The 24,694-nt window shown below is 74.3% G+C and carries 32 protein-coding genes and 1 pseudogene; all 33 read left to right on the forward strand.

Going from position 1 to position 24,694, the window contains the following annotated elements; all coding sequences use genetic code 11:
- Window positions 1-122: 122 nt before the first annotated feature.
- Window positions 123-572, forward strand: coding sequence for a hypothetical protein (locus tag ACFTWP_RS39450; protein ID WP_380270001.1), 450 nt, complete (start codon window positions 123-125; stop codon window positions 570-572).
- A 32-nt stretch (window positions 573-604) separates the two neighbouring features.
- Window positions 605-1,627, forward strand: coding sequence for a hypothetical protein (locus ACFTWP_RS39455; RefSeq protein ID WP_380270002.1), 1,023 nt, complete (start codon window positions 605-607; stop codon window positions 1,625-1,627).
- A 30-nt stretch (window positions 1,628-1,657) separates the two neighbouring features.
- Entirely contained in the window at window positions 1,658-2,488 is an 831-nt protein-coding gene (locus ACFTWP_RS39460; protein WP_380270003.1) for a hypothetical protein, read from the forward strand.
- Between the two features lie 70 nt (window positions 2,489-2,558).
- On the forward strand, window positions 2,559-3,710 hold the full coding sequence (locus tag ACFTWP_RS39465; protein WP_380270005.1) for a DnaB-like helicase N-terminal domain-containing protein: 1,152 nt from the start codon (window positions 2,559-2,561) through the stop codon (window positions 3,708-3,710).
- A gap of 31 nt (window positions 3,711-3,741) precedes the next feature.
- Window positions 3,742-4,332, forward strand: coding sequence for a hypothetical protein (locus tag ACFTWP_RS39470; RefSeq protein WP_380270006.1), 591 nt, complete (start codon window positions 3,742-3,744; stop codon window positions 4,330-4,332).
- Between the two features lie 92 nt (window positions 4,333-4,424).
- On the forward strand, window positions 4,425-4,913 hold the full coding sequence (locus tag ACFTWP_RS39475) for a hypothetical protein (RefSeq protein WP_380270007.1): 489 nt from the start codon (window positions 4,425-4,427) through the stop codon (window positions 4,911-4,913).
- Window positions 4,910-5,623 (forward strand): hypothetical protein, encoded by a 714-nt coding sequence (locus ACFTWP_RS39480; RefSeq protein WP_380270008.1) that lies wholly within the window; start codon window positions 4,910-4,912, stop codon window positions 5,621-5,623. Before ACFTWP_RS39475 ends, ACFTWP_RS39480 begins: the two co-directional genes overlap by 4 nt.
- Window positions 5,624-5,667: 44 nt before the next feature.
- Window positions 5,668-6,198: a hypothetical protein gene (locus ACFTWP_RS39485; RefSeq protein WP_380270009.1), complete on the forward strand. Its 531-nt coding sequence runs from the start codon at window positions 5,668-5,670 to the stop codon at window positions 6,196-6,198.
- A gap of 74 nt (window positions 6,199-6,272) precedes the next feature.
- Window positions 6,273-6,815 (forward strand): hypothetical protein, encoded by a 543-nt coding sequence (locus ACFTWP_RS39490; protein ID WP_380270010.1) that lies wholly within the window; start codon window positions 6,273-6,275, stop codon window positions 6,813-6,815.
- 225 nt (window positions 6,816-7,040) lie between these two features.
- Window positions 7,041-7,535: a hypothetical protein gene (locus ACFTWP_RS39495; protein ID WP_380270011.1), complete on the forward strand. Its 495-nt coding sequence runs from the start codon at window positions 7,041-7,043 to the stop codon at window positions 7,533-7,535.
- 291 nt (window positions 7,536-7,826) lie between these two features.
- A complete protein-coding gene (locus tag ACFTWP_RS39500) occupies window positions 7,827-8,303 on the forward strand; it encodes a hypothetical protein (protein WP_380270012.1) in 477 nt (158 codons plus the stop codon).
- A gap of 53 nt (window positions 8,304-8,356) precedes the next feature.
- Window positions 8,357-8,815: pseudogene (locus tag ACFTWP_RS39505) on the forward strand (DNA cytosine methyltransferase); the annotation flags it as partial.
- Window positions 8,816-8,930: 115 nt separating this feature from the next.
- A complete protein-coding gene (locus ACFTWP_RS39510) occupies window positions 8,931-9,245 on the forward strand; it encodes a hypothetical protein (RefSeq protein WP_380270034.1) in 315 nt (104 codons plus the stop codon).
- 380 nt (window positions 9,246-9,625) lie between these two features.
- Entirely contained in the window at window positions 9,626-10,246 is a 621-nt protein-coding gene (locus tag ACFTWP_RS39515; protein ID WP_380270013.1) for a DUF4913 domain-containing protein, read from the forward strand.
- Between the two features lie 21 nt (window positions 10,247-10,267).
- Entirely contained in the window at window positions 10,268-10,633 is a 366-nt protein-coding gene (locus ACFTWP_RS39520; protein WP_380270014.1) for a hypothetical protein, read from the forward strand.
- A gap of 63 nt (window positions 10,634-10,696) precedes the next feature.
- Complete coding sequence (locus tag ACFTWP_RS39525) at window positions 10,697-11,578, forward strand: winged helix-turn-helix transcriptional regulator (RefSeq protein WP_380270015.1); 882 nt, start codon at window positions 10,697-10,699, stop codon at window positions 11,576-11,578.
- A 15-nt stretch (window positions 11,579-11,593) separates the two neighbouring features.
- Window positions 11,594-12,445: a hypothetical protein gene (locus tag ACFTWP_RS39530; protein WP_380270016.1), complete on the forward strand. Its 852-nt coding sequence runs from the start codon at window positions 11,594-11,596 to the stop codon at window positions 12,443-12,445.
- The gene (locus tag ACFTWP_RS39535; protein WP_380270017.1) at window positions 12,442-12,951 is read left to right on the forward strand and encodes a hypothetical protein; all 510 of its coding nucleotides are present in this window, start codon (window positions 12,442-12,444) and stop codon (window positions 12,949-12,951) included. Before ACFTWP_RS39530 ends, ACFTWP_RS39535 begins: the two co-directional genes overlap by 4 nt.
- Window positions 12,952-13,051: 100 nt before the next feature.
- Complete coding sequence (locus ACFTWP_RS39540; protein ID WP_380270018.1) at window positions 13,052-14,236, forward strand: MFS transporter; 1,185 nt, start codon at window positions 13,052-13,054, stop codon at window positions 14,234-14,236.
- Window positions 14,233-14,937 (forward strand): HAD family hydrolase, encoded by a 705-nt coding sequence (locus ACFTWP_RS39545; RefSeq protein ID WP_380270019.1) that lies wholly within the window; start codon window positions 14,233-14,235, stop codon window positions 14,935-14,937. The genes ACFTWP_RS39540 and ACFTWP_RS39545 overlap by 4 nt, the downstream gene beginning before the upstream one ends.
- Window positions 14,934-15,737, forward strand: coding sequence for a hypothetical protein (locus ACFTWP_RS39550; protein WP_380270020.1), 804 nt, complete (start codon window positions 14,934-14,936; stop codon window positions 15,735-15,737). The genes ACFTWP_RS39545 and ACFTWP_RS39550 overlap by 4 nt, the downstream gene beginning before the upstream one ends.
- Entirely contained in the window at window positions 15,734-16,333 is a 600-nt protein-coding gene (locus ACFTWP_RS39555; RefSeq protein WP_380270021.1) for a hypothetical protein, read from the forward strand. The genes ACFTWP_RS39550 and ACFTWP_RS39555 overlap by 4 nt, the downstream gene beginning before the upstream one ends.
- Window positions 16,299-17,237: a DUF4259 domain-containing protein gene (locus ACFTWP_RS39560; RefSeq protein WP_380270022.1), complete on the forward strand. Its 939-nt coding sequence runs from the start codon at window positions 16,299-16,301 to the stop codon at window positions 17,235-17,237. The genes ACFTWP_RS39555 and ACFTWP_RS39560 overlap by 35 nt, the downstream gene beginning before the upstream one ends.
- Before the next feature lie 150 nt (window positions 17,238-17,387).
- Window positions 17,388-18,035 (forward strand): hypothetical protein, encoded by a 648-nt coding sequence (locus tag ACFTWP_RS39565; protein ID WP_380270023.1) that lies wholly within the window; start codon window positions 17,388-17,390, stop codon window positions 18,033-18,035.
- Entirely contained in the window at window positions 18,032-18,448 is a 417-nt protein-coding gene (locus ACFTWP_RS39570; protein WP_380270024.1) for a hypothetical protein, read from the forward strand. Before ACFTWP_RS39565 ends, ACFTWP_RS39570 begins: the two co-directional genes overlap by 4 nt.
- A 220-nt stretch (window positions 18,449-18,668) precedes the next feature.
- Complete coding sequence (locus tag ACFTWP_RS39575; RefSeq protein WP_380270025.1) at window positions 18,669-19,253, forward strand: hypothetical protein; 585 nt, start codon at window positions 18,669-18,671, stop codon at window positions 19,251-19,253.
- An 83-nt stretch (window positions 19,254-19,336) separates the two neighbouring features.
- Complete coding sequence (locus ACFTWP_RS39580; RefSeq protein WP_380270026.1) at window positions 19,337-19,618, forward strand: hypothetical protein; 282 nt, start codon at window positions 19,337-19,339, stop codon at window positions 19,616-19,618.
- Complete coding sequence (locus tag ACFTWP_RS39585) at window positions 19,615-20,640, forward strand: hypothetical protein (protein ID WP_380270027.1); 1,026 nt, start codon at window positions 19,615-19,617, stop codon at window positions 20,638-20,640. The genes ACFTWP_RS39580 and ACFTWP_RS39585 overlap by 4 nt, the downstream gene beginning before the upstream one ends.
- 10 nt (window positions 20,641-20,650) lie before the next feature.
- Window positions 20,651-22,129, forward strand: a complete 1,479-nt coding sequence (locus ACFTWP_RS39590; RefSeq protein ID WP_380270033.1) for a DUF317 domain-containing protein — start codon at window positions 20,651-20,653, stop codon at window positions 22,127-22,129.
- Window positions 22,130-22,160: 31 nt separating this feature from the next.
- Entirely contained in the window at window positions 22,161-23,021 is an 861-nt protein-coding gene (locus ACFTWP_RS39595) for a DUF317 domain-containing protein (RefSeq protein WP_380270028.1), read from the forward strand.
- Window positions 23,018-23,173 (forward strand): hypothetical protein, encoded by a 156-nt coding sequence (locus tag ACFTWP_RS39600; RefSeq protein WP_380270030.1) that lies wholly within the window; start codon window positions 23,018-23,020, stop codon window positions 23,171-23,173. Before ACFTWP_RS39595 ends, ACFTWP_RS39600 begins: the two co-directional genes overlap by 4 nt.
- 6 nt (window positions 23,174-23,179) lie before the next feature.
- Window positions 23,180-23,809: a hypothetical protein gene (locus tag ACFTWP_RS39605; RefSeq protein WP_380270031.1), complete on the forward strand. Its 630-nt coding sequence runs from the start codon at window positions 23,180-23,182 to the stop codon at window positions 23,807-23,809.
- A 106-nt stretch (window positions 23,810-23,915) separates the two neighbouring features.
- Complete coding sequence (locus ACFTWP_RS39610; protein WP_380270032.1) at window positions 23,916-24,536, forward strand: hypothetical protein; 621 nt, start codon at window positions 23,916-23,918, stop codon at window positions 24,534-24,536.
- Window positions 24,537-24,694: the final 158 nt, after the last annotated feature.

Below are 24,694 nucleotides of genomic sequence, written 5' to 3' on the forward strand. Positions count from 1 at the left end.
TCTCAGCACGGCACCCATGGCCGCTCCACCCCTTCGGCAGCTCCAACAGGAGCATCATCCTCGCAGCATATTTGAACGCGTTCAATAGCTTCCCTGGGTTGGCCTCTGTTCGAGTGGCTGGGTTGACTCATGAGCCACCCCAGCCATCTGAATCGGCATCAACCCGGACAGATCCTCTGAACGACGCCGCCCTGCGTGGCGACTGCCTGGCACTGCTGGCCGAGCACGGCCTGGAGAGCACACCGAAGAGCAGCTGCCTGGGGTGCCCGTTCCACGGCAATCAGCAGTGGCGGGAGATCCGCGACGGCGACCCCGAGGGATGGGCGGACGTCGTCGAGTTCGACGCGCTGATCCGGGCCGGCAACGCCCGCGCCACCGAGTCCGGCAACCCCCTGCTCGGCCAGGCATACCTCCACCGCTCCCGGGTGCCGCTGTCCCAGGCGCCGATCGACCGCCTCACCCGCCGCGAGCAGCTTGCCCTCGACGAGCAGCAGGCAGCCGACGAGGCCGAGTTCGGGCCGGCCGACGGCTGCTCCCCGTACTCCTGCCGCAGCGGCGATCCGGTCGCCTGACCACCCCTCTCCTCGAAAGGAGGTGTCCACGCATGAGCATCTGGAACACCCCCGCGCCCGAGCGCGTCGCCCACCTGCGCGAGCAGGCCGAGCGATACGGCGACCCCACGGCCGGCCTCTCCGACCTGGAGCTGCTCAACGTCGCGTACGAGTCGGTGCTGCGCGAGCAGATCGACACCCGGGACCACCTGATGGGCCTGTTCACCTCCCTGCGCGAGCGCGACGGCCAGGTCCGCACCGCCGCGACCGCCTCCTTCAGGGAGCACGCTGACCGGTACGCGCAGGACCGGGTCCGCGAGCACATGCGGCCCTTCGACGAACTCCTCTACCGTGCACACAAGTTGCCCGACCGGCCCGGGGCCGCTCAGTTGGAGGGGCTTCGGTCGGCCGCCGGCCGGGTCGCCTTCGCGCTCAAGCAGGACGGGCCCGCCACCGAGCTGATCGACCCCGACGGCGCCCACCAAACCCTGCGAACGCTCGGACACGTCATCGGCGTGCTCGACGGGCGCGCGGGCCTGGACGGCGCCGACGTGCTGCGCCTGGTCAAGAACACGCTCAGCGGCGGGGACATGACCGACCTGTTCGATGTCGCCGACCGCAGCCCCCGCCCGGCGGAGCCGCCTACGCCGGCGCCGCCGTTCGCCGGGCCGGGCTGGAGCGATGAGCGCAGCTACTGGATCTACCAGCCCGACACCTCGGATGCCCACGTGAAGGCGTTCGCGCTCGGCCAGGACTGGCACCTGGACCTGTGGTCCGAACGCGGGCTGCTGGCGTTCGGCAGCGTGCCGGCCGACGAGGTCGCGGCCCTCGCCCCGGTGCTGGCCGACCGGGCCGCCGTCTGGGCATCGGTACGCGATGAGTACGCCTGGCGCCGCTTCGCCGACACCGCCCAGGCGGTCCGTGCGGGAGGCGCCCCGGCTCCCGACACCACCCGGGTGCGTGCCGCCGCCGCGACCACTCCCGCCCGCGCACTCGCCGGACTCGCGCCGACACCGGTCACCTCCGCGGCAGCCCGGGAGCCGGTTCCCTCGCCCACCCCCCGCCTCGGTCGCTGACCTCCGTGCCGTACCGCCTTCAGGAGGCTCATGAAGAAGACGATCGATGCCTTGGAGGGCTGGACAGCCGATGACGCGGAGGGTGCCGCGCACCTGCGCTGGCTGTGGCTGATGGCCGACTGCTACGAGACCGTCGGATTCCACCAACACAGCTACGGGACCGAGCAGTTCTTCGTCGCAGCGGACCTCCTCGCCCCCTCCGCGATGACCGGCAGTGCCCGCGCCGCCGCCGTTCACCTGCGACTCGATCCCGCCACCCAGAGCTGCCACGTCCGGATGATCAGCGCCGTCACGTTCGCGTGGGCCGGCCACTGGCTCGTGCAGCGCGGCACTGACCCCCGCGCCCTCGCCGACTACCGGCCGCCTCCACCCGACCCGTACCACCTGGGCCCGCAGGAGAGCGTCGAAGGGCTGCTGGACGGCGGCGACTACTGGATCACCCGACCCGGCGACACCCCCACCCGGCTCATCGAGGACCGTGTACGCCGCTCCGGGGACCGATACCAGCTCCTGGGCCGGCAGATGGCGTACTCCGGCGGCTCCACCGACCACGCGCGCGAGGCCAACTGGGCACTCCTGCTCGACCGCGACCCCCGGGCGGTCGGCCGCCGGTTCCTCCTCCAGCTGGAGACCGTCGACATCAGGCGCGCCACCTACACCCTCGCCGAGGGCGGCTTCCGGACCATGCGCCAGGCGCTGGACTGGATCGACGGGATCAACCCGCTCGACGTCGCACCGCTTCCGGCGGTGAACCCCGCCACCGGGCTCCACCCCGGCCCCCGGAAGTCGCTTGTCCGGGCAGCCGCGCCCACGGTGTTCCAGCCTCCCCACCCCTCCCTCTCCCGGCACCGGGGACAGTGACCATGCCCGTCATCGCCACCACCTGCCGGACCACTGCCGCAGGGCGCCGGCCGGCCTCGGAGGCGGGCCCGTGGTGAATCCGCAGATGGAGGCCGAGCAGGCCGTCCTCGGCGCGATCCTGCTCGCACCGCGCCAGCTCCGTTCGCTGTCCGCCTGGCTGCGGCCGGCTCACTTCTACCGGCCCGCGCACGCCGCCCTGTTCGAGGCGCTGCTCGCCCAGCAGGAGGCCGGCCACCCCGGGCTCGTCTCCGACTCCGACGTAGACCAACTCGCCTGGGTGACACAGGCGATGGCAGCAGCGTCAGCGGCCAACCCCGGCTTCACCGCCGCGTACGGCCACGCCCTGATCGCGGCCTGCCCCGTACCCGGCCACGCCGTGTCCTACGGCCGGATGGTGCTGGAGACCGCGGTGCGCCGAGAGGTGCACGAGCACGCCCACCGGCTGCTCAACGCCGCCCGCACCGGCCACATCGAGGCCGCACTGCAGCTCACCGGGGCCCTGCGCACCGCGATCGACCGGCTCGCCGACTCCTGGGGGTCGCCGGACGAACGTCCGCGCCCCGCACCCGGGCCCTGGCCCCTGGAGCTGTCGGAGCACATCGTCGAGGAGACCCGGCAGCACGAGCAGGTACTGCTCGGCGCCGTGACCGCCGTCCCCGGCGAGCTGGCGGAGATCACCTCCTGGCTGCACCCGGCCGACTTCCTGGACCCCGGGCACCGGGCCGTCTACCGGGCGCTGGCCGCCCTCGGCCACCGCGGCGATCCCATCGACCCGCTGACCGTGCTGTGGGAAGTCCAGCACCGGGGCACACTGTCCGGCGGCGACATCACCGCCGACGGTGTCCGCTCGATCACCCGCGCCGGGTTCACCGGCGATCCGGGCTACTGGGCCGAGCAGGTCCTGCGGGCCTCCGTCCTGCGATCGGCCACCACCTCGGCCGGAGCGGTACGCCTGCTGAGCCTGGACGCCTCGGTCCCCGCAGCCCGACTCCTCGGCTCCGCCCTGCACGTCCTGCGGGAGACCGAGGCCATGCAGAAACGCTGGCGGACGGCCACCAGCGGCGCAGAGCCCGGGACGTGCGACACCCGACCGGGGAAGCACCGCCGCGGCGCCGCCCGCGCACGCACCCTCGCGCCGGTCCCCGACACCGCCGGCGCCGCGGCGCCCTCCCCGGCCCAGCAGGCAGTCTCCCCGCGCGCGCCCGTCAGGAGCACGCAGTGAACCCCACCGAACCCCGACCCGAAGGACCGCCGTGCGACCTCCCACTCCGATCGCCACCCGGCTACGCGCCAACGCCGACGCCCTCGACGAACTGACCGTCGCCGTACCCGGCGCCTACCGCGAACAGGGCCCTCCGTCGGCCGGCGAACTTGCCGCGGTCGCCGCACGGATCGGCGCACGCCACCAGTTGCTGCTGCGCACCGCGTCGGTGCTGGCCCAGACCCCGCTCGCCGACACCGCGCAGAGGGCGGGCGCCCGAGCATTGGCCGACGCCGGTATGAGGGTCGGCGAGGCTCTGGCGACCATCAGCCGGGCGAGTGCCATGGCCACCCGCCTTCACGAGGTCGAGGGCCTCGATGGCCGCAGCCCGCAGGACGTCCGTGAACAGGCGGGCCGCGAGCTGAACCTGTCCCTGTCCCGGACCCGGCTGGCCCTCACCGACGCCGGCGAGGGTCTGCGCCGGGAGGCCAGGGAAGAGCGCGACGGCGCATCCCGGGCGCCCGGGCGCCACCGCGCCGCCGTCGTCCGCAGCGTGACCGCCCGCCCGGCACTCGCCGTGGCACCTCCGGCCGCCGCCCTCCCGCAGCCCGCACTGCCCGTCGCCGCATCGCCCCGCCGGTAGCCTCAACCCTCTTCTCGGAGCCCGCCATCACCGCACCCGCGCCCCCCGCCCTCGCCACCGAGCTGACCCAGCTCACCGACGTCCTCGTCGGCGTGGCCGAAGAACTCAACGCCGCCCCCACCATGCCCGAACACCTCTCCGTGCCCACGTCCGCCGCCCTGGCCTCCGCGGCCGAGAACGCCCTCACCGTGCTCCGGCACTGCTCGACACGGGCAGACACCCTCGGCGGCGACCCGGACCCCGCCCGGCAGACGGCCGCCCGCGCATTCCGGGCCGGGCGTGCGCACGCCGCGCGCGTCCACCGCCACCTGGCCCACGCGCTGGACGCCGCCGTCGCCCTCGACACCGGACCGGTGGCCGAGGTGCAGGCGGACGCCCTCGCCTACCAGGCCCTCAACTCGGCGGCGCTCGCCCACAACACCGTCGTGGCTGGCTGGCGGGAGATCGCCGAGATCCGTGAGGAGCTGCCGCCTCTCGGGGAGCAGACCCCGCCCGCCCCCACGACCAGGCGAACCCGCCCGGTGTCCGCCGCACCCGCCGCGCAGGGCGCGCCGCTGCCGGTAGGCGGGCGGCGCCGATGAGCGACGTCAAGGCCGAGGACGTCCAGCGGCTCGCCGACCTCGCCGACAACCTCGCCCGGATCCGGCGCGACCTGCGGCACACCGCCCGCAATCCGCCCGCCAAGATCCCCGATCTGCTGGCGCAGAACATCACCACGCTGGCGGACTACGTCGCCGCTGCCTCCCTGCTGCGCGCCGAACTGTCGCACCGCACCGGACCCCGCGTGGCGAACGTTGGGGAGGACTGGGGCCCCACCTTCGCGGCCACCCGGGCGAGCCCGGTCCTGCACCGGCTTACCGAGATGCTCGACAAGGCATGCGATCTCGCGAACCAAGTCCGGCCGCGCAGCACGACCCGCTCCCACTTCTACGCGCCCGGACTTGAGGAACGGCTGGCGCTGCAGTTCGCCGAGGTCGACGACATGCTGACCCACACCATCAGCACGATCCGTCGCTTCCGCACCGGGCTGGCCCAGGTCCGCAGGCGCGAGCTCACCCGCGAGCAGGAGACGTTGGCGGATCCGAACGGCAAGTCGGCCCGGATGCTGGCGGCCCGTGCCCAGTACCGGGACCAGCCGTTGGTCCTGGTGCCGTCCGGGTTCGCCGAAGAGGCCGCCGCCACCGCCAGCGCGGCGGCCCGCCGGACCGGCAAGCCCCATATCGTCTCCCCGGCGCCGACGGCCGCCACCGCTGACACCGACGCCCCGGCCTCCACAGCCGGGCGGCGCTGACCCCTGACGATCGGAGCCCCCTGATCGACACCGAACCGGCGGCGGTGCTGCGGTCCTTCGCCGACCGGCTGGAGGCCCTGCGCAGCACCCTGCTCCCCGCGGCCGGCTCCGGACATCCGTCCGAGACGGCCTGGCCCATGACCCACCTGGTGGGCCTTGCCGCCGAGGCGAGCGACGAGTACCTCTTCCGGGTCTCGGAACCAGGAACCGACCGCGCCCTCCTCGCAGCCCTGACCGCCGCGACCGCCAACACCGCCCTGGCCCTGTCCGGCCTCGCCGCCGTCACGAACCGCCTGCTGACCGCTTCGTCCGAAGAGGTCCCGAGCAGGGTCGGGCCCGCTGTCGCCCAGGTCGACGACCTCGTGGCCCTCGCCGCCCGTGAGCTGCGCGAGGCCGCCGAGCGGCTCGCACCCGCCCCGCTGGCCCCCGTCGCCGACCTGTCACGGCTGCGCGGCGCGCAGAGCGCGGCGGCGCTCGCCCGGTCCAAGGCCGTCAGCGTCCAGCCCGCGACCACCGACCAGAGCCCCCCGGCCGCCCGCGGTGCCACCGTCATCCCCCTGCACCGGGGCCGCTGAGAGCCCGATCCCCCGGAGTCTCCCTGCCTCACATCACCGACCACCAGAGGCAACTGCAGTCGCTCGCCTCCAGCGTGGACTCAGCGCTCGCCGACTGGCCGAATCCGTGGACCGCCGGCCCGGCCGACCTGCCCGCCGCTTTCGTCCTCCACGCCCAACTGGCCATCCTGCGCGGGCTCCACGCGGAGGCAGTCACCGCCGCCGTCCGGCCCATCGACCCGTTCGCCGCTCCGGACGCCGCCACCGTCGCCCGGCGCAGCGTCAAGGCCGCAACCCGTGCGGCCACCCTCGTGGCCACCGGCACGCAGCGCCTGGGCGAGGTCCTCGAACTCGCCCTCGCCGACGCTGGTGAGATGCGCCCGCCGAGTGTCGCTCACCTCCAGCACGCGCAGGCCCTGTACCGGGACGCGGGCGGCTTCCTCCACGCCGCCGCCCAGCACATGCGCCTCCACGCAGGGCGCCCCGCCGGCAAGCCGCTCGCCGCCGTGAACGAGTTCGGCCCGGTCCGCCGCACCGCCGCCCGCCTGCGGTCAGCACTGCGCCCTTCGCCCAGAGCCGGACCCGGGGCGACGCCCGGCGGCCCCCCGCCGCCACCCAGGGCCACGCGCACCCGCTGACCAACCGATCCCACCCACCGCTCCTCCCCCGCCGCCGAGCCGGGGCGGAGCAGCTGGCCGCACCCGGGCCGCCCGTCGCTGTCCACCCGCGACCGGGCCCTTCCCCCTTCCCCGGAGCACTCCCTGCCCCTGCCCTCCGATATCGAAATCGAGTGCCTGACCAGCACGGCGAACGCGCTCCGCGTCCGCGCCCAGCAGGTCACCTCCTTCTCCCAGCATCCCGGGATGCCCCCGGTCGCCACCGTCAGCGATCTGCTGGCCGACCTTGCCGAGGTCCACGACCACGTCGTGCGCGAGACATGGACCCAGCCGCCCGCGGCGGCTCGGGCCGGCCACGCCGATGTCGCCCACGCCCGCACCACCACCGCCTTCGCCCTGGCGTCCGTGCTGACAGCCCGGGCCAGCCTCTTCGCCGCCCCCGCCCTGGTGGCCTCCGCCCAGATCGAATGCCGTCCGCAAGCGGCCACCACGGAGGAACTGGCGAACTTCCGTACCGCGCTGGGCCATTCGGCAGCCGCGCTGCTGGAGGCCGCCCGGGTGCTTGGCACCGTCGCGCGCACACTCGGCGGGCCCGAGCCGAAGGTCCTGCGCGACCTGAACGCCCGGCCCGCCGGCACCAAGGCCGCCAGCACCGCCAGGTCGCGAGCGCGCCCGTCCGCCATCCTCTCGGTCGGTGTCCAGCCTGCTGCCCAGGCCGCAGCCGCGAGACGGACCCGGTGACCGCCCACCCGCCGGACCTGCGCATCCCAACCGGTCATCTCACCGGCGAGCCGCGTGCCAGCGCGAGCGAGTCCGGCGCGGTCCCTCGTACCGCCTGCCTGCTGCATTCCTTCCCCCACAGGAGCAGCAGCGGCGCCGACCGTGCTCATCCCACCGCTTCCCTGGCCAAGCGGCGCTGATCCCCCTCACCCCCTCTGGAGATCCTCCCTGTCCTCCCCTGACCACCAGCAAGCCGCGACGATCACCGACGTCGTCGAACGAATACAGGCCGTCCGCAACGGTCTCGCCCAATTGCGCCAGCCGAACACCCTGCACACGGCCTACAGCCACGTCGAGGCGATACGGCTGGCACACCTGGCCGCCGTCTCGCTCGCGGCCACGTTCAACTCCACCCGGGCGCCGCACGATCCGCCCCACACGGCCGGCGAGGTCCTCGGGGCCGCCGCGAAGCACCTGTCCGACGCCGACCAGCAGCTCCTGGAGCTGGCCACCGGCCTGTGGCGCAACAACGTCACCGGAGTCACCTACGCCGCCGACGGCACCGCGCACCACCGCCAACTGCGCCGCGCCGAGCGGAGTCTGGACCGGGCGGTCGAGGAATTGCGCGCGCTGGAACCCTCCGGCGCCCGCCGCGGCGGGATGCGAGCCGCCGCAGCGCGCCTGCGCTCCACGTTCGTCCGCCGCCCGTGGCCCGAAGGCTCGGCAGAGCTGGCACCCCCGAGAGGCACCGCACCGGCGGCGACCCCCGTCACCGGGAAGTCGCGGTGAGCGGCCTGCGCATCGGCTCGCTGTGTTCAGGCTACGGCGGCCTGGACCTCGGCGTGCAGGCCGTCCTGGGAGGGACGGTCGCCTGGCACGCCGACCCCGCCCCGGCCGCCGCCGCGATCCTCGACCACCACTGGCCGGGCGTGCCGAACCTGGGCGACATCACCGAGGTCGACTTCCGCACCGTCGAGCCGGTGTGCGTGCTCGCCGCAGGGTTCCCGTGCACCGACGTGTCGGTGGCCGGCAACAGGCTCGGCCTCGCGGAGGGAACCCGCTCCGGACTGTGGCACACCATCGCCCGCGCCATATCAACTCTTCGACCCTGCATGGTGGTTCTTGAAAACGTCCGCGGCCTCCTGTCCACCCCCGCTCGCTCGGCAGCCGATGGCGACGTGGAATTCTGCCCGTGGTGTCTGGGAGACGCCGGCGATGAACATCATCTGCGGGCACTCGGTGCCGTACTCGGAGACCTGGCCGACTGCGGGTTCGATGCGCGCTGGCAGGTGCTACGAGCCTCCGACGTCGGAGCCCCTCACCGACGCGAACGGGTCTTCCTCGTCGCCTGGCCTGCCGACACCCCGGGCCCGGGACTTCAAGGGCCCGGATGCGCGGCGGGAGGACCTGGGCCATGTGGTCACTCTGCTGCTCACCCCGACCTCGAACCTCGGGAGCATCGGCGGCTCCCAGCACCCCGACCGGCGCAAGGAGGGCGGCCACGGCCCGAACCTGTCGGATCTGGTGGAGCACCTGCTGCCGACGCCGAGAGCCACCGACGGGACGAAGGGGGGCCCGAACCAGCGGGGTTCGAAGGGCGACCTGACGATGTCGAGCGCGGCGGCCAGGCTGGCACCGGGCAGTCCGAGCCCGAGCAGGGCGGGGAAGCGGCCCGCCGTCCCGGCGATCCCGCAGGCGGCGCTGCCGATGTGGACCGGGCAGGAGGACTGAACCGCTGGGGCGAGTACGGGCCGGCCATCGCCCGCTGGGAGCGGGAAACCCGCCCGGCACCGGATCCGCTCGATTCCCGAGGGCGGCTCTCGCCCGAACTGGTCGAATGGGTGATGGGCCTCGATAAGGGCTGGGTGACGCAGATCACAGGGCTTTCCAGGTCCGCGAAACTGACCGCGCTCGGAAATGGCGTTGTCCCCCAGCAGGCCGCAGCCGCACTGAAGTTGCTGACTCCGGGAATTCCCCTGTGCGGAAAACACCGAATTCCTTGCACGTGAGAAACGGTGTCGCATACCCCACCTGATATCTCCCGGGCAAGGACAGGGGTGGCGGGCATTGTTTGGGACGTCGCCCCGCCTCCCCGACGTTCGGAGCAGCCCTTGTCCCTTTCCACCCCCGACGGTCCGCCGGGCCGCCCGACGGTCACCGCGGAGACCGTGGCCGAGTGGCGTGCCACGCTCGCCGCGCTCCAGGCGGAGCGGGACTCGCTCGCCGTCGTGGCCGACCGGCTCGCCCAGGACTACGACGAGGAGGCCGAAGAACTCCTGGACCTGGAGGAGACCGGCGCCGACTCCGAGGCCGAGGCCGAAGGCGGCACCTCCCTGACGATCCTCGCCTTCGACGACGACGCGCTCGCCGAGGAGGTCCGCACGATGACGCCCTGGGTGGACCACATCCTGCTGAGCGCCTTCGGGGCCGAGATCACCTCGGGCCGGCCGTGGTGCACACGGTGGCCCGAGCACGACGAGGCGCTCGCCAGGATCCACCACTGCTGGCTGGCCTGGCAGGAGCTGACCGACTCCCGCTCCGGAGCGACCGGCCCGAGCGTGTGGCAGCGCGACCACCTGGAACCGCTGCTGCTCAAACTCCGGGCCGCGGACGGGCCGTTCGGGGCGTGCACCACCAACCCCGACCACCCGCACCACCGCCTGCTTCCCCACCCGCCGCACACCGACCTCACCTCGCTGCCCGTCCCCGGAGAGCCGCGGACCAGCGTCTGACCCTGCCGAAGGAGCCCGCCAGTGACAGCCACCGCCGTGCTCCTCGGCTTCGACGCCCACCCGGCCGCGCTCGCCGACCGCGACCGCCTGCCGCCCGCCGTCCAGGAAGCCGCCGTCATCCACCTGCGCAGCCTCGTACGGGCCCAGCAGCGCGGAGCGGCCCTGGACCGGCGGGGCCTGTGGGACCTGACCGGCTGCCGCAAGCTCTGCCTCGATGCGGACAAGCGGTGGCGCCTGGTCTACCAGGAACGCCCCGCCCGGCCCCTGTCGCCGCATCCCGGCGAGATCTACCTGCTCGCCGCCGGAGCGCGAAGCGGCCACGAGGTCTACAACACGACCGCTCGCCGCCTGCAGCTGCTCACCGCCGCCGGCCGCTTCTCCTCCTGACCCGCCGCCGGGCCCGACCGGCACACCCACCATCCCGCTTCACCACCCGCGAAGGACTTCTTCATGCCTACCTCCGTCGTGCGCGATCTCGCCCAGGCCCCGCAGGTTCAGCAGGCCGTGTCCGTGCTCAGCCCGCCCAACACCATCTCGGTGCTGCGGACGCTGGACCGCAACGCCGGAGAGCTGCCGACCTACGGGTTCTCCGACGCGATGCCGTGGATGGGCTCCAAGCTCGCCCCCCGGCTGAAGGCGATGGAGGCGGGCGGCCTCCTGTCCAAGGCCCGTTCCGGGCAGGCCAGCGTGGCCTGCCTGACCGTGGCTGGCCGGGACGCCCTGCGCACACAGATGCCGTTCACCCGCTGGGCCTCCGCCCACCAGAGCGTGCCGGAGTCCGGTACCGGCATGGGTGCCTACACCGAGCAGGCCCTCGCCTCGCTCAACCTCACGTACACCGTTGCCACCGTGTGGGCGCTGGCCTCCGAGGGCGAGCCGGTGTACCCCTCCGAGATCCAGGACCTGGTCCTGCCCGCCGACGGCCCGCACCCCTCGGCGCTCTACCGCCGACTCGCCCAGCTGGAGGTCGCCGGCCTGGTCGAGCGCTCGGGGGAGTACCGCGCCTACATGTACGGCCTCACCCAGGCGGGCCAGGACCTGATGGAGCCGCTGGAGGCCCTCGCCCGCTGGGCCGAGCGATACGTGCCCGTGCCCGAGGCCAGCCCCGCCGTGCCGGTGCCCGTCCGCGCCGAGGCCGCTGCCGTCGCACCCGTGATCCCGTCGCCGGTCAGCGCCCCGCCTGCGGCGCAGCCCTCGCCGGCCGCGCAGGCGGCCGGCCGTGCCCAGGCCGCGGCCGTGCGCTCGGTCACCACCGCCCTGGCCTTCAGCGACCACGGCGCGCCGCAGCCCGCCCCGCTGGTGTCCAACTCCGCTCCCACGCGCCAGCGCTGACGGGAACGACACCACATGACCGTGATCCCCAGCGTCTCCGGCGCACTGCCCGCATCCCTGTCCCGCGCCGTCGTCGAGGCGATGCCGCGCCCCGCCGCCGTACCCGCCCGGCTGGCCAGGACCTACGTGGAGGTCCGGCCCGCCTACCTCGCACCGGCCACGGCCCGCTCCACCGCGATGGCCCTGCGCACCCTGACCGCCGCCCGGTGGAAGGGCACCTCCACGGATGCCGGCACGGAGTTCCGGCACCCCTCGACCACGACCGTCATCGCCGTCACCGCGAACGGCGTCCACGCGACGGACCAACTGGTGGCGAGCGGTCCCTCCTGGCAAGCGCGGTTCAGCGCCCGCGCGCCCGACGAGGTTCTCGCCAACGCGGTCGCGGCCCTCGTCGAGCACACCGCCCACGGGCCAGGGACCGCAGACCTGGACGACGCGCTGGCGGGCCTGTCCGAGGCCGGATGGAGCGGCACGCACCGCGACGGCACCGTCCAGTCCTCCGCCCCCGATTCCCTGGTCCACCTGAGCTGGGGCCGGGACGAGGACACCGGCCATCCGAGCCTTCGCATCGTCGCCAGCCACCCCGGAGCACTCCAGTGGGACGCCGAAGTCAGCGGCGCCGCCATCCCGGACCTGCTCGCGGAGTCCCTCCTCGCCTATCTGGCCAGCCCCACCTCGGCCCGCCGCCGCCTGGGAGAGGACCCCGTCGACCTTCTCCAGGACCTCGACGTCTCACCGGAGAGCGCCCGAGCCGCAGCAGCGGTGAGCGCCTCCCCCGGGACATCGCCGGCGGCGGGAGCCGCGCCGCAGGGAGCGCGGATCCTCACCTCACCGGCCCCCGCCCGACCCACCTGGAGGTCCCGTTGACGTCCCTGCCACGCCCCGCTCCCAACGCCGGGGCGGACGACCTCGTCGCCGACCTCGTCGAGGAGAGCGAACAGGTCCAGGCCCTCGCCCGCTCGCTCGACCTGCCGCTCCACTCACTGGACCCCGTACACCTGCTCATCCGCCACCTGCTGAGCACGCTCGTCCACCTGGCCACCGCCACCGCGACGGCCGCCGCCGTCGTCGACCTCGCCGACCCCCTCACCCCCGCCCGCCTGCGCGCCCTCGCCCGCATCCACTCGGCCCTGTCCTCCCTGCTGTCCGCGAGCGGATCCATGGCCACCGCCTTGGACCAGCTCGCGGCCGACCAGCCCGTCACCGACACCGCCGGACTCGTCCAGGCCAGCCGGATACGCGGCGCGGCCCTGCTCACCAGCGCCTCCGCCCACCTGGGCGCCGCCGCCGGCCTGCTGCGCCCCGGACCGGACCACGCGCCCGCCGCGCCTTCACCGCCGACCGTCACCCCGGCAGTTCGGGCCTGGTCCTGAGCATCCCCGCCGGGTGCGACCGGCCGAGGCCGCCCGCCGACGGACGCCCGGCCCTTCCCTCCTGGAGCCCGTGACCCACCCCGCCCCGCACCCGCCTGGCATGCGCCGAGTCCTTGCCGCCCCCTACGTCACGCCTCTGCTCGCCGGCACGCTCATCGGGCGCCTGCCGACCGCGATGGCCCCCATCACCCTCCTGCTCGCCGTCCGCGCCGAGAACGGCCCGATGCTCCTGGGCGCCACCCTCGCAGCCCTCTACGGCCTGGCGAGCGCGATCGGCCAGCCGCTGCTCGGACGCCTCGTCGACCGCACCCAACTGGCCCCCGTCGTGGCCGTCTCGGCTGCCGTCAGCGCCGTCGCGTTCACCATGCTCGCCGTCCTGGGCTGCACACCGCACCCGGTATCCGCCGCCCTCCTCGCGGTGCTCGCCGGAGCGGCGACCCCGCCGCTGGAGGCCGGACTGCGCGCGATGTGGCCCCGCCTGGTCACCCGGGCCGACGAACGCGCCGCGTTCACCCTCGACAGCATCAGCCAGGAGGCCGTGTTCGTAGCCGGCCCCCTCGCCGCCACCGCACTGTGCCAACTCGTCTCCCCGGCCGCAGCCCTGGCCGCGTGCGCCGCAACCGCCACCGCCGGAACCCTCGCCGTCGCCACCCGGCCACCCGCCCGGTGGAAACCGCAGGCCCGCCGCGCCACGCACTGGAGCGGCCCGCTGCGCTCGCGCGGACTGCTGCTCCTGTTCGCCGCACTGTTCTTCCTCGGCATCAACCTCGGCGCCTTCAACGTGCTCGCCATCTCCCTCGGGGACCTCCACCACAGCGGCTGGCTCACCGGCCTGCTCCCCGCAGTCCTGTCGGTCGGCAGCCTGATCGGCGGCATCGTCTTCGCACGGTCCCCGTGGCCAGTCCCGCTCACCCGGCAACTGCTCTACGCCGCAGCCGGATTCGCCATCGCCTTCGCGCCGCTGGCGTTCGTCACCGCCCCGCCGCTGGCCCTGGCCTTCAGCTTCTGCCCCGGCCTCTACCTCGCTCCGCTGCTGACCTGCAGCTTCATCCTCGCCGACCGGCTCGCCCCGCCCGGGACCGCGACCGAGGCCGCCGCCTGGATGATCGCCGTGATCGGCGTAGGCCAGGCAACCGGCTCGGCCGCAGCCGGGCACCTCGCCTCCCTCGGCACCGCGGCCGTCGCCTGCCTGCCGGCACTGGCGGCCCTGCTCACCGCCGCAGTCCTCGTCACCCGACGAGACCTCCTCACCCCCGCCAACACCCAGACGGAGAAGCCCGCTTGACCAACCGCACCACCACCTCCGGCACCGCCGCGCAGCCCAGGATCCACGTGGTCTGGGACTGGAACGGTACGGTCCGCGATGACCTCTCCGATCACGTCGCCGCGCTCAACGCCACACTCCCCGACCTCGGCGGAAGCCCGGTCAGCGTGGAAACCTACCGGGCGCTGCACCGCGTGCCGATCAGGAGCTTCTACGACCTGCTCCTCCACCGGGAGATCACCGACGAGGAGTGGCTGCGCGGCGACGCCGCGTTCCTCGCCGTCCTCGACGAGCGTCCGGTGCGCCTGCGGGCCGGTGCCCGGCAGATCATGCTGGGCCTGCGCGCGGCCGGCCACCGGCAGAGCCTGCTCTCCCTCGCCCCGCACGAGCGGCTGGTGCACGAAGTGGAGAAGGCGGGCATCACCAAGCTGCTGGACCGAATCGACGGCCGGATCGGCACGGTGGTGCGGACCAAGGGCCCGGCCCTGGCCGCCCACCTCGCGGCCCTCGGCGTCCCGCCAGACAACGCCCTCGTGATCGGCGACAGCCTCGACGACGCCGTCGCCGCGCAGGAGGTCGGCGCCTACCCCGTCCTGCACACCGGCGGCCTCCACAGCGCCCAGCGCCTGGCCACCGCCGGCGTCACGCTCGTCGACACCCTGCAGGAAGCCGTCGAGGTCGGCATCGCCGCCATCGCCGAACGCCAGGGCACGGCCACGTGAACCAGACACCCGCACCGGTCTGGACGGCGTCCCCCCAGGTCGGCACCGCGCTCGTCCTGCGCGCGTTCGGCGTCGAGCGACTGACCGCACTGCCCGGCTGGCACGACGACGAGGACACCCCGCTCGGCCGTTCCGCCGACGAGGTCGCCCGCACCGCCCGGCGCCTAGACCATGTGCAGCGGAACATGGTGGCGTTGGCCGTCAGCATCCGCAGCGACATGCAGCGCGTCATCGACGGTGACGACGTCGACCTTCCCCAGACCCACGGCCTCCTCGGCAGCACCGCCCAGTCGCTGGACCTCCTCTCCGCCCGCCGCACCGAGCCGTACCAGCACCTGGACGCCCTCACCCAGCTGCACAAGACCCTCGCCGTCTCCTCGCCGCCGGACTCGGGCAAGAACCGCGCGCCCGCCACCGCGGCCCCGGCCCCGGCCCCGGCCCCGGAGGCGAAGCTCAACGCCACCCAGAAGGCGATGCTGGAACTCGTGGCCAAGGGCCTGATCACCGTCCAGGAGAGCGGCGTCCACCGAGGGGCGCGCATGACCGCCCCGGGCGTGGACGTCAGCCCCGCGTCCGTGAACGTCCTGATCAAGCGCAAGCTCGTCGACCGCGACACCAGCACCAGCCTGTACGCGGGCCAGCGGCTGCGCCTGACCGTCGCCGGGGCCCGTGTGCACGCCACCCTGACCGGCGCCGGGTCCGCCACGAGCGCCGGCTCGGGCGCCGCGCCGTCGGTCGGTGCCGAGCCTGCGACGGTGATCAGCGCCCACGCCCCCCGCACGGTCAGGAGCACCCGGTGAGCCGGGTGCCGGAAAGCGGTCCGGCACCCGCGCCATCGGCCGACGGCGATCCCGCCTTCGCGGGGCGCCTCCTCGTTCGGGAACGGCTCGGCCTCGACTCCCACGATCTGTGGCACGTCCACGCCGAGCCAGGTGAACTGCGGACACTGGCCCGGCTTGTGCAGCGGCAGGCGGACCGTGTCGACGAAGCCGACAAGGAGCTGCGCCGCACCGCCGACCGGCTGATCGCACGCCTCGCCCGGACCAAGGCCGGGGATCACCGCGAGATCCAGTCCTGGGGGCTCCTGCGCACCCTCGGCAGCGACATCGAGACCCTCGCCGCCCGCTACGACTTCGCTGTCGAGCAGCTCGGCCTGGCCATGCACGTCTACAAGCAGGCAGCCAAGCCCGCCGCCGGCGCGGACCGGCGCGACGCCGCGCTCTCCCGTGCCAGCGCCCCCACCACAGGCCGGCCACCACCTCGCCGGCCGCTACCGCAGCAGCCAACTTCACTCCCCAGCGCAGTGGTTCGCCCAGCGTGCACCGCTGAGCCGCCCCGACGAACCGAGGAGGTTCCGCGCCTTGGGTACCTGGGGCATCGGCCCATTCGACAGTGACCACGCGAGCGAGTTCGCCAGCGAGGTCGACCGCGCCCGCCCGGGCCAGCGCCACATCGTCATCGAGCACCGCCTGGTCCGGTACACCGGCGAGGCCGACCCCGACAGTTACCTGCGCGACGAGGCCGTCGCCGCCGCCTCGCTGGTCGCCGCCCAGTGCCCCGGCGGTGTCCCCATCACCTCCGGCTACGGCCCGCAGGAGGCGGTCCCGGAACTTCCGGCGCGCCTGCGCCCGCTGGCGAGCGCCGCGCTCGACCGCGTTCTGTCCGACGTCCAGCTCTACCTGGACACCTGGTCCCGCGTGGGCCAGCGCGGCAGGGGCGAGCAGTGGCTGGAGGGAATCGAGGACCTGCGCACCGTTCTCGACCCGGCGACCCCCTATACCGTCGCCTACGCCCCCGGTCCGCTGCTGCCTCACGAGGTCGGCACCCGCACCGTCCACGAGGCGCTCGGCGTGAACCGCATCCGGGCCCTGCCCGGCGCCGGTGAAACCGGCCCGCGTGGCCTGCTCGTGCAGCAGCTCAACGAGGCGGCGCTCCGGCTCGACGACGCCCACAAGGAGTTGGTCCAGGGCGTCGACACCGCCTTGGCCGGCCTGGACGCTGCCCGGCGCGGCCTCCAGGCGCTGGCCGCCGGAGAGGTGGCGCAGTTCCACCCGAGGGACGCGCCGCTCTACGCGGTCCCCGGCTCGCTCGCACTGGCCATGGCTGCCCGCGCCGAGCGGTACCAGCACCTGATGGGCTTGATCGACCTGTACCGGGAGCTGTCCCCGGCACCCTCCAGCAGCGGCCGAGCCGCATCGGCACGCGGGCACACCACTGCTCCTTCCTCCACTGCCGCGCACCCCCTGACGGCTCCGCAGCCCCCGCAGGCTGCCGCTCCACCACAGGCTCGCGGCCGGTGACCCGCCGGCCCGACCCACCCGCTCCCGCCCACAGCCCCGACACCGGGAGATCCACCTGACCACCGCACCTGACCCGCACATCGAGTAGGCCCTGCAGATGGTGGCACCCCCGGCACTATCCGCATCCTGCTCGCGGCCCGCCACTACGAGATGCACCCCGAGGCCCGGCCGAGCGGCGGACCGGCCATCGACGACATCCCGCCGGCCGAGATCCGCGGACACCTTCGCCGCCTGCAGGACCTGCGGCTCCTGGCCCACACCGGCAGCTACGACATCGAGCGGCAGGCCAGCACCGAGGCGGGCCGCGAACTGTGGCCCGCCTGGACCTCCGCCGTCCTGGCCGCCCGATCCCTGGGCCTCGGCGACCCAGCGATGTCCGAGCACATCGCGATGACCATCGAGCGGGTCGTGCACCTTGCCGCCGCCCCGGCCACCCTGGTTGCCGTCCAGCAACTGCGGGACGCCCCGGCTTCCCGCCAGGTCCTGACCGCCGCTCTCCACGCCGCCGGCGCCACCGACCTCGCCGACCGCCTGCCGCTGACCGCCCCGGCCGGGCCGGGCCGGGCCGGGCCGGGCCGGGCCGGCAACGACGATGCTCCGGCCGCGATCGTTGCTCTCCGACGCCTGGGAGGCGTGTACGACGCGCTCGGCGACTGGCACCGCGCGTACTTCCCTCCCTCTCGGGCGGCTGCCTCCACCGCCCGCAGCCACGGCCGGGCCGCGCCCGAGACGGCAGCTGCCCCCTCTGGCGCCGCGCGGCCGGCTGAGACGCCCGCGCCCAGGCCACCGCGCCGATGACCCGGTCCGAGCCCGGCGGCACCGACTTCGGGCTGACGGGGCTCGATCCCGCCACCGCGGACGACGCCGTCGGCGCCCAGATCCTGCTCCACAGCCAGCTGTCGTTCAACGCCGAGCACGAGATGGGCCTCGCCGCGACCGGCTACCTGGGGTCCGACGACGCCTCGACCCTGGCCGCCCGCGTCACCCGCGACCAGAAGTCCGGCACGTTCACTGTGCGCTTTCACCTAGCCGCCGACGCCGCCCAAGGCCGGGCCTGGCTCCCCGCCCAGGCCACCAACGGGCCGTCCCCGGCGCCTGCCCGGCGAGCCGCGGCCCTGGCCCGCAGCGCGCGGGTGACCGGCCCCCTCACCCGCGCGACGCCGTCCGCCCCCACCGCCGAACCGGCCCGAGGCCCTGCCCGAAGCCGCTGACCCGACCGACGGAGACCCCACCATCCCTGACCGACCCATCTTCGCGGGAGCCGACTTCGGCATCGATTCGCTGGAGCCGGACGGCTCGCCCAGCGAGCACGCCGCCGACTACCTGGCCACCATCGCCCGCGAGCTGCTGCCGCTATCCGACCAGCACACGACCAACCCGCACACCGCCGACCTCACCAGCAGCTACCTCGTACTGGCCGACACCGCGCACATGTGGAACGACATCCCGGGCCTGTCGTCGTTCCTGGCCGTGCACGTCGAACGCGACCTTGCCGCAGGCGTCTTCGAGATCGCCTTCGCCCCGCAGCCGCTCGCAGCGATGGCCCAGCAGTGGCTCGTCGAGCGCGGAGCGGACCCGGCCACCTTCACCCGCCTCGGCCCGATCACCGCGGCCGACCAGGAGACCGAGCGCGTGGAAAGCCTCCTGCGCGGCGCCGGCCCGGACCGCTACACCGTCCACGACCACTACACCTACGACAGCGAGCCGTTCGACATCTGGGTCATCGCCACCGACACCCAGGCCGCTGCCTCCGACCGGCCGGTGCGGGTCTTCCACGACCGGCGGCAGGTCGACCACAACACCTACACCCTGCGCGAGGGCCACTTCGCCACGATCGACGACGCCCGGGCGTGGACCGACGACCCCAGCGCCACGCTCCCGCAGGCAGCCCCCTCGCCCAGCGCCCGCGCGGCAGCCGCCCGACGGTCCACCACGGCCACCGGCACAGCTCCGGTGATCAGCGCCCTGCCCGCAGCACCGCCACCCCAGGGCAACAGCCGGGCCCCAACCCGCTGACCACGACCCCGGCGTCCCGGCGCCGCCAGCTGTCCCGTCCCCTTCCGCCTCCGCCGTTCGTACGGCCATCGCCCAAGGCCACCTTGACCAGTAACCCACCGCCCATCCACGTCCAACCGATCTACCTCGCCGGCCCCGATGACGAGCTGACCGTCGGCAGGCAGAGTGCCGCGCGCCGGCCGGACGAACTTCCCGCAGCCAACCTCACCCAGCTCACCACCCCTACGCCTGCCGGGCTGCCGGCTGACCGGCGCTCCTCGGCGCTCTCGCTCTCCCGCCCCGTCCGCCTGCTTCCACGACTCGGGCGCCCGCCCTCCCCGCCGCTGCCGACGGCGGTGCCCGCTGCCGGGAGCCGCCGCCGATGAGCGAACCCACCAACCCAACGGCCCCGCGCGCTGGGCGTGACCTCGCCCTGCTCCGGTTCAGCGAGGCGCTGGCCGAGCGGCTTCCCGGCTCCTGGACCGCCACCGACATCGACGTCAGCACCGGCGTCGCGCGGTCCGAACTGGACGCCCGGCTATGGGACAACGCAGTCGCGTCCTGGGCGCTCGGCACATTCGTCTACGACCGCGCGGGGATCGTCAAGGACAGCGGGGAGCGTTCGCTGGTCGTCCTGCCCCGGCCGTACCCCCACACCGACCAGTACGTCGTCGCCGCCCTGCTGCCCGCCGTCCTCGGCAGCGCCTACGACTTCGAGGACCTCGCCCCGCACGGCATCGTGGTCGACGCCAGCCCCGCCAGGGCGGCCTTCGCCGTCCGCATGCGACTGCTGCCCCGCTACACCGACGCCCTCCACACCGCGCTGTCCCGCGAGATCGCCGCCTACATCCCGAGCACGGCCGAACTGGCCGGGGACCGACCTGCTGCCGTCCCGCTCGCCGCCCCGGTGCCCGTGTACGTCCCCGACGGAAGCCGCTGGCAGAGCGACCCGCGCGACACCCAGCTGCTGCGTGAGGCCGTCCGCGACCTGCTGCGCATCGCCGCCCTGCGCTTCGACGAGGAGCAGACGGGCATCTCCGACGTCCTCGCGGGCGGCGGCGAGTTCCTCTGCGACCGCAACGACCTCGACCCCGACCTCGCACCGATCATCGAGGCCGCCGCCCTCACCACCGCCCTCGACGCGGCCGGCCTGCGCGTCCACTCCGTCCTCGACCCCGCGCTGCCCGAGCACCTGCAGCGCTTCGAGTCCTGGCCGGCCGACCGCCAGCGCGCGGCGATCCAGCAGGCCGCCGGAGCCCTCGACCCGCCGGCGGTGGAGCGGCCCGACGCCGCGCGCGCCCGCTCCGCCTCCCACCCGGCGGCACCGATCCGGTTGGCCACCGACCCGCCCACACCCACTGCCGCCCTACCGGCGCCCGGTCACCGACCGGCCCGGCCGACCGTCTGAAGGTCCCGCTCTGCCCACCGCCCCCACCTCCGACACCCTCGTTCGACCGCTCCACCTCGCGGGCCCCGGCCGCCGCGACTTCGCAGCGGACCTCGTCACCCACTTCGGATGGTCCGCCCCACCGGCGGCCGGCGACGACGTCCTCCTCGCCAGCCCCGACGGGCAGGCTCTCCTGGCCCTGCGCCCGGACCCCGCCCGGTGGGAGGTGACCGTTCCCAGCCCGCACCAGCGCGGGTTCCGCTGGACGGCCGCCTTCGACGACCACGCACCCTCCGAGATCGCCGCTGGCGTCCTCTACACCCTCGCGCACGGGCTGGAGCACTGGCCGCAGGACCTCCTGTACTCGGCGCCCGGCCGGGACGCCGCCCTCGCCGTACTGCACGAGGGCGGGTGGGCGTCCCAGCAGCGTGACGGCCACCAGGTCCTGCTGGCGCCGGACCGCCTCGCGGCCCTCACCCATCCCCTGTACGGCGACGACGCCCCGACCGTGCTGACCGGCGCCGCCCAGCGCGGTACCTGGAGTGTGACCTTCAGTCCGCGCACCCCGGCCACGGTGCTGCAGGTCGCCGCAGCCACCCTGCTGCGCCCGGCCGTCCGGCCGGCCGACGAGGTGCCCACCGCCCACCGGGTACGGATGTCCACCGAACCCCTGCCGCCGATGCCCGGGCAGCGGGTCCTCGTCTCCCCCCGCCACCTGGCCGCTGCGGAGAGCGCGTTGACCCTCCTGCCGCCCGCCTCGGCCCTGTGGCACCAGTACCGGCCCGGGCAGATGGAGAGTTCCTGCGGCCGGGTGCGGGTGAAGCGCACTCCGGGCCAGGGCCTGCGGGTGAGCGCGGGACCGGACGGCCCCGACCACCGGCTGGCGTGGACAGCGGCGTTCTCCAACGGGACACCGGCGGAGGTCGCCACCACCTGGCTGGAGAGCCTGACCGACTCGGTGGCCGCCGATATCGACCTCGGCACCGGCTCCACCTTCGCCCCGGGCCCGGGAATGACCGTGGGCGACGCCATCGAACCGCTCACCTGCGCCGGGTGGATCACGCATACCGACGACGCGGTCCTGCACCTGGTCTCGCCCGACGGGCACGCGAGCGCGCGGATCACCCACGGCCTGCTCAACCCGGCGACGACATCCGCCCAGGCCCTCGCGCACACCGCCCACTGGGGCGCCACCCTCGACGTCACCGGCGCCCCCAGCCACCGATGGCACGCCAGCCTCTCCTCGCTCGCCCCGCTCCACCTCGTCAACGCCCTCTCCCTGGCCGCCACCGACCCGGTCCCGGCCGCCCGCCGCAGCGACCGGATCCCGGCCCAGTTCCTCGGCGCCGTCCGCCTGGAGACCGCCGAGTCCACGCTGTCCCCGGCCGCACTGGCCTCACGCACCCGCAGCACGGCCACACCGCTGGTCTCCGTCACCCGCCCGGCCGCCGTCCCCCAGCCCTCGGGCCTCCCTGCTCCGGCCGCCCAGCGCACCGGGACCGCCCGATGACCCTCCCCGCCCACCACCTCCGGAGACCTCTATGCCCGCCGATTTCCGCGACCTGATCGAACGACAGGACTGGTTCGAACCAACCGGCATGGTGACCGTCACTCCTCGCCACATCGTCGGCCCGGGGCGGGACGCCGATCGGCTCATCACCGAGTTCTTCCTCGACCGCGGGTGGCAGGAGAACGAGGACCGGCTCACCCGGCCCTGCGGCCGGCTCGGCATCCACCGACCCACCGACACCGCACACCAGTGGACCGTCTGGGGCGCCCAGCACCGCGGCGCCGAGATCGCCTGGAGCCTCACGGTCACCACCGCCATACCCCCGGAGATACTGGCCGCCACCGTCGTCGAAGCCGAGGCCGTACTCGACGAAGACCCGCACACCCGCGAACCCTTCGTCCGCGGCATCCTGGCGCTCGGCGTGATCCCCCTGGCCCGGGCCGGCTGGACGGACGACGCCACCCCACGGGGAGCCGTCACCTTCCGGCCGCCCGACGGCTACGCCAACGCCCTCGTCAACGTCCCGTCCGCCCTGCACGAGCTGCGCGGAAAACCCGCCGCGAAGGTGTCCTCCTACGGCCCGAACTCATACTGGGAAGCCGAGTTCACCGCCGGCACCCCCTCGCGCATCCTCGGCGCGTTCACCAGAGAACTCGCCGACCCCGAACCCCTGGTGCGCACCGCCGACTTCCGGGACCTGCGGTTCACCGTCAAGCACGTCACCATCCGCCCGCTCATCCCGGAGACCGACGAGCAGCTGTCGCCCGCAGCGCAGGCAGCCCGCAGCCGAAGCACCACCCCCGCCACCACACCGGCACCCGCGTCCACCGCCCCGTCGGCGGACACGGTGCACGTCGCCGCCGAGCCGGAGCCGTCAGGCAGGTCCCGATGAACGAACCCCAGCCGCAGCTGGGCGCCGTCCGTCCGCTCGCACTCGCCGGCCCCGGGACACCGCCGTTCGACCTCGCGGCCCGTCTCGCCGAGGACCACGGCTGGTTCTCCCTCGCCGCCCAGGGGACGCGCACGCTGCTGGTCAGCCCGTGACTGCGGATGACCTTGGAGCGCGGCGACCGCATGATCGGCAACCGCCGGCTCAACGATGCCCTGGTACTCGCCGCCCGCCGGAGCCCGGGGGACAAGGACGAGTGGTGGGCCGCCTTCAGCCCCCGGGCGCCCTACGAACTCACCACCGCCTTCGTCCTGGGCGCCGCCGAACTCCTCGTCACCGATCCGGACAGCGTCCTGTCCGAGCGGCCCCGTACGGACATGGTCGAGCTGCTGTCGAACGCCGACTGGACGGTGGAGCACGGTTCCTACCGCACCGCCATCGGCTCCGCCGGAGGCGAGACCGGCGTGCTGTACCACCCGGAGCGGCCCTGGCGGCCCCTGAGCTTCTCGATGCTGGAGACGACCAGCGACCTCGCCTGGAGCGTCACCATGTCGCTCCAGACGCCGCCGGCCCTGATCACCGCGATGGCGACCGCCCTGGCCAGCGGCCACGCGCTGCGCCAGCCCGACGAGATCCCCGCCCACCACGCACACCGGATCCGGGTGGAGAGCGCCGACCGGCGGGAGAGGGCGGCCCTGGCCCGCAGCCGCAGCGCCCCGGCCCGGGCGGTCCCGCCACAACCCGCCGGTCCCCAGGCCCAGGACCCTCCTCGGCCGCGGCGCTCCCCCTGACCACCCACCACTTCCGGAGTTCCACATCCCTGAGCCCCACGGCCCGCCTCCGCTTGTCCACGTCACGCCGCTCGCACTCGCCGGCGCCGGAACAGCCCCCTTCGACTTGGCGGCCCGTCTCGCCGAGGACCACCTCTGGTCCTCCATCGGCGCCCCGTGCGTCCGGACGCTGCTGGTCAGCCCGTGCATGCGGATGACGCTGGAGCGCGACGACTTCCTGATCGGCAACGTGCCGCTCAACGACACCTGGCTGCTCCCCGCCCGCGAGAGCGCTGGCGGGGAGATCCACTGGTGGGCCGCCTTCAGCCCCGGAACGCCGTACGAGCTGACCGCCGAGTTCGTCCTGAGCGCCGCCGAACGCCTCGCCACCGACCCGAGCAGCGTCCTGGCCGACGGCCAGCCGGACGCAGTGGTCGAGCTGTTCTCGGAGGCCGGCTGGCAGATCGACCACAGCCCCCACCGCCTCACACTCACATCCCCCGGCGGCGAGACGACGGTGCTCCACACCCCGGAGCGGCCCGAGCGCGCCCTGACCTTCTCGATGCGGAACCGAGCAGCGAGCTGGTCTGGGACATCACCATGTCGCCCCGGACACCGCCCGTCCTCCTGTCCGCGACGGCGACCGCCCTGGCCACCGGCCACGCGCTGCGCCAGCCCGACGAGATCCCCGCCCACCACGCCCGGCGGATCACCGTGGAACCCGCGGACCGCCGGGAGGCCGCCCTGACCCGCAGCACGGCCGGCCCGCCCCGGACAGGTCCCCAGTCGCTAGCCTCGTCGCTCTCCCAGCCCCCTCCCCAGCAGCGGCGCTCCCGCTGACCACCACCCGCCACTCACGGAGGTCCCGATCCCCGAGAAGCCCCACGGCCCGCCCCCGCTCGTCCA

The organism is Kitasatospora sp. NPDC057015 (genome assembly GCF_042673745.1).
GTDB lineage: Bacteria > Actinomycetota > Actinomycetes > Streptomycetales > Streptomycetaceae > Kitasatospora.

Bases quoted from the DNA above. Each gene is read 5' to 3' on its own strand.
- ACFTWP_RS39530 (WP_380270016.1), top strand. From the start codon at position 11,594: ATGACCGTGATCCCCAGCGTCTCCGGCGCACTGCCCGCATCCCTGTCC.
- ACFTWP_RS39495 (WP_380270011.1), top strand. From the start codon at position 7,041: ATGCCCCCGGTCGCCACCGTCAGCGATCTGCTGGCCGACCTTGCCGAG.
- ACFTWP_RS39605 (WP_380270031.1), top strand. From the start codon at position 23,180: ATGACCTTGGAGCGCGGCGACCGCATGATCGGCAACCGCCGGCTCAAC.
- ACFTWP_RS39585 (WP_380270027.1), top strand. From the start codon at position 19,615: ATGAGCGAACCCACCAACCCAACGGCCCCGCGCGCTGGGCGTGACCTC.
- ACFTWP_RS39540 (WP_380270018.1), top strand. From the start codon at position 13,052: ATGCGCCGAGTCCTTGCCGCCCCCTACGTCACGCCTCTGCTCGCCGGC.
- ACFTWP_RS39460 (WP_380270003.1), top strand. From the start codon at position 1,658: ATGAAGAAGACGATCGATGCCTTGGAGGGCTGGACAGCCGATGACGCG.
- ACFTWP_RS39575 (WP_380270025.1), top strand. From the start codon at position 18,669: ATGTGGAACGACATCCCGGGCCTGTCGTCGTTCCTGGCCGTGCACGTC.
- ACFTWP_RS39600 (WP_380270030.1), top strand. From the start codon at position 23,018: ATGAACGAACCCCAGCCGCAGCTGGGCGCCGTCCGTCCGCTCGCACTC.
- ACFTWP_RS39455 (WP_380270002.1), top strand. From the start codon at position 605: ATGAGCATCTGGAACACCCCCGCGCCCGAGCGCGTCGCCCACCTGCGC.
- ACFTWP_RS39565 (WP_380270023.1), top strand. From the start codon at position 17,388: ATGCACCCCGAGGCCCGGCCGAGCGGCGGACCGGCCATCGACGACATC.
- ACFTWP_RS39480 (WP_380270008.1), top strand. From the start codon at position 4,910: ATGAGCGACGTCAAGGCCGAGGACGTCCAGCGGCTCGCCGACCTCGCC.
- ACFTWP_RS39570 (WP_380270024.1), top strand. From the start codon at position 18,032: ATGACCCGGTCCGAGCCCGGCGGCACCGACTTCGGGCTGACGGGGCTC.
- ACFTWP_RS39595 (WP_380270028.1), top strand. From the start codon at position 22,161: ATGCCCGCCGATTTCCGCGACCTGATCGAACGACAGGACTGGTTCGAA.
- ACFTWP_RS39525 (WP_380270015.1), top strand. From the start codon at position 10,697: ATGCCTACCTCCGTCGTGCGCGATCTCGCCCAGGCCCCGCAGGTTCAG.